Annotated in this window: 10 protein-coding genes; 2 read left to right on the top strand and 8 right to left on the bottom strand. The window is 42.9% G+C overall.

Going from position 1 to position 8,472, the window contains the following annotated elements:
- Nucleotides 1–164: 164 nt before the first annotated feature.
- The 8 genes from CAG69_RS19325 to CAG69_RS19290 form a co-directional block, all read right to left on the bottom strand.
- Nucleotides 165–596 carry a YccF domain-containing protein gene (locus tag CAG69_RS19325; protein ID WP_005373685.1) on the bottom strand — a complete coding sequence of 144 codons (432 nt, stop codon included), beginning with the start codon at nt 594–596 and terminating at the stop codon, nt 165–167.
- Nucleotides 597–820: 224 nt separating this feature from the next.
- On the bottom strand, nt 821–1,753 hold the full coding sequence (locus CAG69_RS19320; protein WP_161445729.1) for a Gfo/Idh/MocA family protein: 933 nt from the start codon (nt 1,751–1,753) through the stop codon (nt 821–823).
- A 122-nt stretch (nt 1,754–1,875) separates the two neighbouring features.
- On the bottom strand, nt 1,876–3,531 hold the full coding sequence (locus tag CAG69_RS19315) for a phosphoethanolamine transferase (protein ID WP_161445728.1): 1,656 nt from the start codon (nt 3,529–3,531) through the stop codon (nt 1,876–1,878).
- 22 nt (nt 3,532–3,553) lie between these two features.
- Complete coding sequence (locus CAG69_RS19310; protein ID WP_012842368.1) at nt 3,554–3,910, bottom strand: diacylglycerol kinase; 357 nt, start codon at nt 3,908–3,910, stop codon at nt 3,554–3,556.
- Nucleotides 3,911–4,053: 143 nt separating this feature from the next.
- Entirely contained in the window at nt 4,054–4,446 is a 393-nt protein-coding gene (locus CAG69_RS19305) for a glycine zipper family protein (RefSeq protein ID WP_005396344.1), read from the bottom strand.
- 117 nt (nt 4,447–4,563) lie between these two features.
- Nucleotides 4,564–5,859 (bottom strand): ATP-binding protein, encoded by a 1,296-nt coding sequence (locus tag CAG69_RS19300; RefSeq protein ID WP_048624808.1) that lies wholly within the window; start codon nt 5,857–5,859, stop codon nt 4,564–4,566.
- Entirely contained in the window at nt 5,859–6,572 is a 714-nt protein-coding gene (locus CAG69_RS19295) for a response regulator (RefSeq protein ID WP_005396348.1), read from the bottom strand. Before CAG69_RS19295 ends, CAG69_RS19300 begins: the two co-directional genes overlap by 1 nt.
- 214 nt (nt 6,573–6,786) lie before the next feature.
- Complete coding sequence (locus tag CAG69_RS19290; RefSeq protein ID WP_005396349.1) at nt 6,787–7,083, bottom strand: isoamylase early set domain-containing protein; 297 nt, start codon at nt 7,081–7,083, stop codon at nt 6,787–6,789.
- A 283-nt stretch (nt 7,084–7,366) separates the two neighbouring features.
- Here CAG69_RS19290 and CAG69_RS19285 point away from each other — a divergent pair, with 283 nt between their 5' ends.
- Together CAG69_RS19285 and CAG69_RS19280 are read left to right on the top strand one after the other, a co-directional pair.
- Nucleotides 7,367–7,747 (top strand): hypothetical protein, encoded by a 381-nt coding sequence (locus tag CAG69_RS19285; protein ID WP_074190469.1) that lies wholly within the window; start codon nt 7,367–7,369, stop codon nt 7,745–7,747.
- 84 nt (nt 7,748–7,831) lie between these two features.
- Nucleotides 7,832–8,431 carry a thiol:disulfide interchange protein DsbA/DsbL gene (locus CAG69_RS19280; RefSeq protein WP_005396351.1) on the top strand — a complete coding sequence of 200 codons (600 nt, stop codon included), beginning with the start codon at nt 7,832–7,834 and terminating at the stop codon, nt 8,429–8,431.
- The last annotated feature ends 41 nt before the right edge of the window (nt 8,432–8,472 follow it).

The following is an 8,472-nucleotide window of genomic DNA, read 5'->3' as shown; positions in this document are numbered from 1 at the left end:
AAGTAAAGTAGTGCAGAGCTAGGATGAACTTCAACTTAAAGGTGACGGTATGGATATACAATCAACCATTATTGAATATGCGATAGCGATAATAGGCTTACTTTTGACGGGAGTTGCCCTCTGAGCACGACGGCCCAGAGGATAGAAAGTATATTGGCTGTTTGTTAGCGGTTGATATTGTACCGAGCCATTGCAGCTTCTTCTGACGACACAACCGTTTTACCAATTGGTGCGAGTGAAATAACCGCAAGCTTCAGGTGTTGGAGTGCAAACGGAATACCAATGATGGTTACAAAACACGCTGCGGCGGAAAGTACGTGACCGATTGCTAACCAAAGGCCTGCAAAGACAAACCAAAGGACGTTACCGATAACGCCTAGAGGGCTCGTACCAATGTCCATTTCATTGGTCAATTCATCGCGTGAAATGGCTTCTTTTCCGAATGGGAAAAAGGAAAAATTACCCATAACGATACACGCACGCCCCCAAGGTATTCCGATGATGCTAATAAAGGCTAAGATACCGAAAAACCACCATAGCAACCCCATAAATACGCCACCAAATACAAACCAAATGATGTTACCGAGTGTTCTCATTCTATTTCCTTTACTCTTGAATGTGATGATGCTGGTTCCTGAGGGGATCGTAATGTAAAACTAAAACCACCAACCGATCCGTTAATGAACGTGAGCCGTTCCCTCATTCACTTGCTTGATAGAATAGCCGCATAAGTATTAACAGAGAATGAATGACTCTCTGAAGCTACGTTTGTTTTAGTATAGAGCGTAATACTCGATTAAGCACATAGCCAAGAATTAAGCTACCTAGAGGTAACTTTCTCGATATATTGACAAATTTGCTCTGCTAACTGATGGCTAGCAATGTTGCGTTTCACTACTTCACTAGCGATTTTTCCAGATTCAACGACGCTAAACCAGTCGAGCAACATCGCATGGAAACCTTTGCTCGTCAGCATTGGCGTCCAATCTTTCAAATTGATTTTTTGCTCTTGGTTCGCTTGCCATCGTTTCCCTTCAACGAAAGAGTCGAATTCCACTGCTTTGTTAGCATAACAAGCTTGAACGCGCTCCATAGTCACACCGAAGTGACGATTCATCGAAGCGTGGAGTAAAGTATCTCCGTGTTGCCACTGAATATCTAAACGCGCCAATTGGTCACCCTCAAGCTGATGCGTTATGTAAGCCTCTTTTAAATCGGTTTTGGCTGTCACGTTAATACTGTCTAATGGGTGAATAAAATCATCAAATATAAAGGTACGAATATCGCCTGGTAGTTGGTGACGGTTCTTTTCCCAGCGTAGCGATTTTAGGTCAGAAATGTTGCCTTGCTGTACCTCTGGCATGTGTTGGTTGTAAAGCGGAATATGACGTCGGTTGAAGCCCACATAAAGTGGTTGTTTTTCTTTTTCGGCAATATCGTACAGTTTTTCCACGTCATCAGCATTGTCCGCTAATGGTTTGTCGACAAAGGTTGGGATTCCATGTTGCAAAAAGAATGCTGCGATTTGAGGATGTACGCTTGTTGCCGCATGAATCATGACAGCATCTACGCCAAAGTGCAGAAGCTGCTGGTAGTCTTGACAGGTCTCTGAGATTCGATATTGCTTAGCCAGACTCTCAAGTACATTTGCGTTGCGGGTACAAAATACAAGTTCGATATTTGGAAGCTGAGTGATAACGGGAAGGTATGCTTTCTGAGCAATATCTCCTAAACCAATAATACCAATTTTCATCCTAGTCCTTATTTCATGTATGGATGGCAGGTTGTAGTATAACGCTTGGCAAGCTGATGAGTTTAAATGCCTTGTTAGAAAAGAGCCTGACTCACATTTTGAGTCAGGCTTTGTTGGTCCACTTAGGAAGTCGTGCGGCAATCTTTGAATATATCCAACTTGCCGTCGTAGGCTTGAGTTTGTACATCCATAACGCCTAATAAAGAGTGGAACACGTTATCATGTGAGTACTGGCCTGCCTTTTGCGCTTCATTCGACAAACAGTCGGTGTTGATTTGTTTCACTTGCTTAAAGCCGGAAGATAGCCACATGAGCAAAGGAACACGTTTTTGGAAGTCTGGTGCAAGGCCGTAAGGCATGCCATGTAAGAACAATCCGTTTTCGCCTAATGATTCACCATGATCCGATAAGTAGATGAGAGCGGTATTATATTGAGACTCTAATGCTTTGAGTTTGTTGATGGTTTCTGCCAACACAAGATCAGTGTAGCGTATCGTATTGTCGTACGTATTCACGATTTGTTCGACGCTACAGTTTTCGATATCTGCACGTGGACAGTCTGGTTTAAAGAAGGCGTTGTCTCTTGGGTAACGCTGAAAGTAGGTCGGACCGTGGCTTCCTATAAGGTGCATGGCGACCACTCGGTTACCGTGCATATCCGCGACTTCCTGATCAAAATGATCTAATAACGCCATGTCGTAACAAGTTTGGCCATTACACATAGGACTTGCTTGCTTTCGGTTCACTTCAATTTTCTTGATCTTGTGGGCGACTTCTTTGTCTCCGCCATCATTTTCTTTCCAGATGAGGTCCACTCCAGCGCGCTGCATGATGTCGAGAGCATTGTCTTGGTTATCTGCCTTGGTCCGTTCAAACTCGCTTCGCGTGAGCTGAGAAAACATGCAAGGCACAGATACTGCAGTTGCAGTGCCACAAGACGCAACCTCTTGAAATGAAATCACATCCAGCTTACTGGTGTAAGGGTTTGTATCTCGCTTATAGCCATTGAGTTGGTAGTTCTGCGTTCGAGCGGTTTCTCCGACAACAAACACCAGTAGTGTCGGCTTGTTCTGTGCTTGCTTTACTGCGCTATCTGACTGCTTTGCATCGATTCCAATCTCGCGGTACGGTTCTGGCGTGGTGAAGTATTTCTCCTTTACATACCCAGTCGCGCTGTAAACGAATTGAGTGGGAATAATGATTTTTTTCAGATAGCTGTTATTGCGACCGACAGATGCATAGTCTTGGTAGTAAACACTGGCAATAACAGCAATTACTGCAAGAGATGACAACATCGACACCAACTTCGTGAGAGAAAAATACAGCAATTGGTGGCGCTGAGATTGCAACTTGACCTTATAGACAATCATCGCAGGGACGCCCCCCATAAGTAGCGTCCAGATTACAGAATAAGTACTCAGGTAAGATCTTGCCTCGCTCGAATCGGTTTCAGCAATATTAGCAATCATTCCAGAATCGAAAAGTGTGCCATAGTTGTAACTTGCGTAGCTAACCATACTCGAAATTATGAGCAAAGTAATAAAGAATGGTTTTCCAACCCAAGGCCAACTAAATAAGTTAAAAAGGAAATTGAGCGCGGCAAGAAAGAAAATGGGTATCGTAATAATAAAACCAATTTTGACATTATCTAGGCTTGAAAAAATACCATTCAGCTCTTTGTAAATAGGAATGTTTACAACCAGCGCGAAATAGAATGCCAACAAGAAAGTAAAGGTAACGTACGAGATACCTTTCTGTTGCAAATTATGTGTCTTCATAAGTAAATGTCTTGAATCAAAATCAGAGCAAGAACGAAGCCCAAACAAAAAGGGCAAGAGTGAGCGCAACAAATACTGCAGCCGAGCCGATATCTTTGGCTCTACCACTGAGCTCGTGCCAGTCATCGCTAACACGGTCGACAACCGCTTCTACGGCGGAATTAATAAGTTCGACGATCAGGACCAATAACAGGCTACTGATCATCAGTACTCTTTCAAATGTGGTGACTGGAAGGAAAAAAGCACAGACGGAAAGCACTAAGGCTAGAATCAATTCTTGTCTGAAGGCGGCTTCGTATTTCCATGCGGCTTTCAATCCCTGAAATGAATAGCCGGTCGCATCCATGACACGGCGTAGACCTGTTTTTCCTGGCTTCAAAATATGACCTTACTACAGCTTAATAATTTAAATTGTGCATCTATCCAAACGATGAAAAGAGACTAATCGTTCTTGCGTGAAACATTTGTGAATGGCATTCATCACACAACGATATAGGGTTTGAATAAGAAAAAAGAGTTGAATTAATCAAGGTCGTAGACGGTATAGCCTTTATTCTGAAGGCATTTTCGCAGTACAAGAGATTGTGTTTTGGTGGAGTCATTGCTTCCACTCAACGCTCCGGCCCCTGCTCCTACAGCACCGCCTGCAGCGGCACCCACAGCAGCCCCACCTATCCCGCTTTCTAGCGCTCCAGCTGCTGCCCCAATTAGTGCACCTGTAACTGCGCCATTAGCGGCTTCAGATTTTGCAGCTTCCGTTTTGTCTACGTTGTCCGCATACCCTTGGCAATAAAGAAAATCTTGTTCATATTTAGCAGGATCAACATTGGTCATGTCGACAACAGGCTTTTGATTATAAGTACAAGCGCTAAGAGTAGAGGCAAGCGTCATAACCAGAATAAAAGGTTTGTACATGAGTATTATCCATTTGTTCTGTGAATTTATGGATTAAATGTACACTGTTTTATTGTTGAGCTCTGTCGCTGGAGTGTATTGAAGTGTCGTCTTCTGTAAAGGAGGAAAGACGTTAACTTAACTGTCTGATTTTGGAAGACGAAGTGTGAAGCAAGCACCACCAAGTGGGCTATGAGAAATCGAAACCTCACCATGTTGAAGTTCCATTATCTGCCTGACGATTGCCAAACCGAGCCCAAATCCACTCGTGTTTTTGTTTCGGGACTCATCCGCGCTATAAAATGCTTCAAAAAGGTGAGGCCAATGCTGCTCTTCTATGCCTATACCATCATCATGTACATGGATTAAACAGCTTTGCTGATCACTTTTTATCTCAACCATAATTTGAGTATTTGCGTATCGCATTGCATTGCGTAGCAGATTATCCAAGGCACGTTTTAGCAGTTTTGGATCGGCGAATGCGCGCGCGTTTTCAGAGTTTGTTTCATTGAGTGAGATAGATAATTTGGTCTCTTTTTGCCATCTCTGTTTTAACTCATTAACTAACTTGGCGAGCGCTACGTTTTCTGTTTGCAACGCCGTATCTGGGCGTTCCATTTTGGCGTAATAAAGCAGCTCTTCAACCATGTCTTCCATCTCGTCAATGTCCTCGACGATACTACGTACATGCTTTTTCTGTTGTTCGGTTAATGTAGAGTCCGATAACAAGTCAGCTTGCCACTGTAAACGAAAAATAGGAGTGCGTAATTCATGCGCAACTGCATTGGTCAGCATTTTATTGCTAGTGATCAGGCGAGAAACTTTGTCAGCCATCGTATTAAAGCTTTTGTTCAGCGTTCCAACGGACTTGGCACTTGAGGTGCTTGCTCGTGCTTTGAAGTTGCCTGAAGCAAACTCGACCGTGACTCTTTCTAACTCACGAATTCGACGACTCAAAAACCAGATCAGCAGTATGCAATACAGAGCAAATCCGGCTAAAAAGAATAACCATACAATGTTGTCATCAAAGTTAATCGCCTGAATAACTGAGCTATCCGGATCATCGATCATTTTGAAAATAGGGGTGTCCGCATCTAGGCGGAACCATATATCCCTTTCTTCGTCGTAAGCAACGTTAACAGAGGTGTCACTTTCAAATGCTTTTCTGATGTCCTCTGGAAGTTCTTCGAGCGTGTGAGGAATCAACAAGCGATGGCTGGACGTGGCAAATTGCTCAAGCTGTTGTTGAGTGTATTCTAGTCCGTGCTCTTCGTAGATAGGATAGATAAGATCGTGGAAAGCTTGACCTTCTTGCTCTTGTAGCAGGTAATCGTAATCTGTGTTGATCTCATAGACTAAGAATTCGTAACCCCACAAACTCACCATAAATAGAATGATAAGACCGACAAAGCTTTCCAGATAAATCCGTCTCATTATTCATTCCATGCATCAGGCATAAATAGGTAGCCTTTGCCGCGAACCGTGATGATTTTTTGTGGAGAGCAAGAGGCATCACCTAGTTTTTTTCTCAATGTCACAATACGGTTGTCAATGGTGCGATCTGTACCGTCGTACTCAATACCACGTAGTGTTTTCGTTAACCACTCACGTGAGAGTGTTTTTTCTGCGTGTGTTGCGAGAACCCATAATAAATCGAACTCACCGTCAGTCAGCGCAATTTCTTCCTGGTTCATGACGCATGATTTACGTAATCGGTTTAAACACAGCACTCCAATTTGTAGACCGTTTTCGGACTCGGTAGAGGCTGCCTCTTTTCTTCTCAATAGCATGCGAATGCGTGCCAGCAGCACGCGAGGTTTGATTGGCTTGGTAACAAAGTCATCGGCGCCAATTTCTAATGCGGCGACGTGATCGAAGTCGTCATCACTCGCTGTCAGCATCAACACTTTGCCTTTGTAGCATTCACGGATTTGACGACATACGCTCAGGCCGTCTTGTCCAGGTAGCATCAAATCTAACAAAACCACGTCTGGCTGTGTGTCAATAATCGCTTCCGGTGCGTCTGTCCCGTTGTCGATACATTTGACCTGGAAACCTTGTTCAACAAAATACTCTCCCAGCATAGCTTGTAATTTGGGATCGTCTTCCACGATGATTAAAGATGGTTTGACTTGTTGTGCGTTCATTTGAGTGATGTATACAATATTTAATATCACTGGAACTTAAACAAATTTACGAATTATTTCAAATAAAGCTTTCTCAGAATAAGGTTATCGGATGAGTTGATTCGATAAATACCCCAAGTAATGATTCAAACTTAATCATTAATCACATTATGAAGAGGCTAAAAAAGGCGCAACTGCTGCGCCTTAATATGGAATATTAGAGTGAACTTACGTTTTATTCGGTGGTGCACACGACGCTGTTGTCGCTGCCAAAAGCATTGGGAACATAAGCGTCGGCTTGAGGATCGTTTTCCCACTTTGCATCATTGAGCAAGTAGCGGAACTGAACATTCTGCTCTTTAGGTAAGCGCGTTTTAAATTTAAATTGACGGCTTTTCTTCACTAACTTCATCGGTTCTGGCTGCCAGTTGTTAAAATCCCCAGCAATATGGATGGAGTCCCACTGGTCTTTATCTAGCTCGAACGTGACTTCAACTTCATCTTTTGTCTTAAAGAATCTCTTTTTAAGCATTGATCTTTCCTTGTTCGTACAAAAACTGTTCTAACTATTACTCGTGTTTCATAACGATTTCAAGTTTTATCGAATTGTCGCTGGTATCAGGTGAAGAACTATCTAAATGATGAATAGCTTAATCGCTATGAGTTCGTGTAGAGGGGAGCGGTATTGAGAAGCCTCAAGGATATGGAACCGTTAACGTACCAAGTTTTTAGGTGAGGCGGAACTCAGAGTCCGTATCTTGAAGTCAAATCGTTATCATGTATTATCTTAAATCACCATTTTTGTTGATGTAGCTATGTTGAAGTTTAACCGTACATTGTTGACCGCGATAGTTTGTTTAGCCGCTATGCTTTTGAGCAGTGTCGCTCCTATGGCAAAGGCTTCAGCCCCGGTGAAAACAATTGAAGTACGCGATATTATTGTTCAACAGGCTGCTCTGCACAAACAACTTGGCGTCAATGACGACTGCGTAGAATTACATCACGATGAGTCAGCCATCAATAAGGCACAACAATCTCACACGAGTTGTAGCTCTTCCTGCATGGTCAAAATTCCCGCCAACTTATCTCAAAACGACTTACTGCTTCTTCCTTATAGCCTTGCATTGATTGATAGGCCTCTAGTCGAAAAAGTAGTGACAGTGATCACCAAGCTTTATCGTCCTCCGATTGTTTAATTCCTCATCTCAAATTACTTGGGGTTTCCCCCCTTTTTACCAAATGAAATGATTTGGCATTTGAATGCCACAAGGAAATAAACAATGAAAAAACTACTTGCCTTATGTAGCGCACTTTTACTGACTTTTACCGCTCATGCAGCGCAATTTGAAGAAGGGAAGCACTACAAAGTTCTGGATGTTAAGAAAGCATCGAAACCTGTTGTGACGGAATTCTTTTCTTTTTATTGCCCACATTGCTATAAGTTCGAGTCGCTTATTGAGCGTTTAAAACCTGCTCTGCCAAAAGAGGCAAAGTTTGAAAAGGTACATGTGGGGTTCATGGGCGGAGATATGGCGATTCCGATGGCCAAGTCCTACGCGACGATGGTGTCGCTCGGGGTTGAAGATACAATGATTCCTGCCATGTTTGCCCAAATTCATCAAAAGCGACAAGCGCCAAAAGATGAAGCTGAGCTGAAACAGCTCTTCGTTGATAATGGCGTAGAAGGTAAGAAGTTTGATGCCGCTTACAATAGCTTTGCCGTAAACTCAATGCAGAAAGGCTTTGACAAACAATTTGCAGCCAGCACGTTAAGAGGGGTTCCAGGTGTGGTTGTGAACAATAAATACATTGTTTTGGCCAACGAAATTCGTACTTACGACGAGTACAATCAATTAGTTAATTACTTATTGACGCTGTAACTATAAATAGCATTGATACTTAAAAATGGCGACGGTAGAGT

Source organism: Vibrio sp. V43_P6S15P86, assembly GCF_009904725.1.
GTDB lineage: Bacteria > Pseudomonadota > Gammaproteobacteria > Enterobacterales > Vibrionaceae > Vibrio > Vibrio diabolicus.
The sequence above is the reverse complement of the archived record's forward strand: the minus strand, read 5'-3'. Positions and strand labels throughout refer to the sequence as shown.